Here is a 373-nt window from a genome sequence, read left to right as displayed (position 1 = left end):
GGGCTGGCGAGGATGTGCAGCGGACTGCCCCCCAGCGAACGCGCATGCAGGGTCGAATCCGCCAACGCTCCGATGCGGATCGCAATGTCGGTGCTTTGCTCCAGCAGGTCGATGATCAGGTCGTTGCTGTTGAGTTCCAGCTGGATGTCCGGGTACAGACGGCGGAACTCATCGATGTAGGGCACGATGGCATGCAGCATGAACGGCGACGCCGCGTTGATCCGCAGTCGTCCGGAAGGTGTCTTTTGGCGCGAGGACAGACGCTCTTCGAGCTCGTCCATCTGGTCGAGAATCAGCTTGGCCTGTTCGAAGAAGTACTTGCCCTCCTCGGTCAGGTCCATGCGCCGCGTGGTGCGGTTGATCAACGTGGTGT

General features: G+C 61.1%; 1 protein-coding gene. It reads right to left on the bottom strand.

Annotated elements, in window-relative coordinates:
* Positions 1 to 373, bottom strand: a 373-nt coding sequence (locus tag AC1DKR_RS21425; RefSeq protein WP_478035234.1) for a LysR substrate-binding domain-containing protein, incomplete at both ends; no start/stop codon positions are given.

The organism is Stenotrophomonas sp. 01N47, from assembly GCF_056399165.1.
This window is presented reverse-complemented; position numbering and strand designations above follow the sequence as displayed.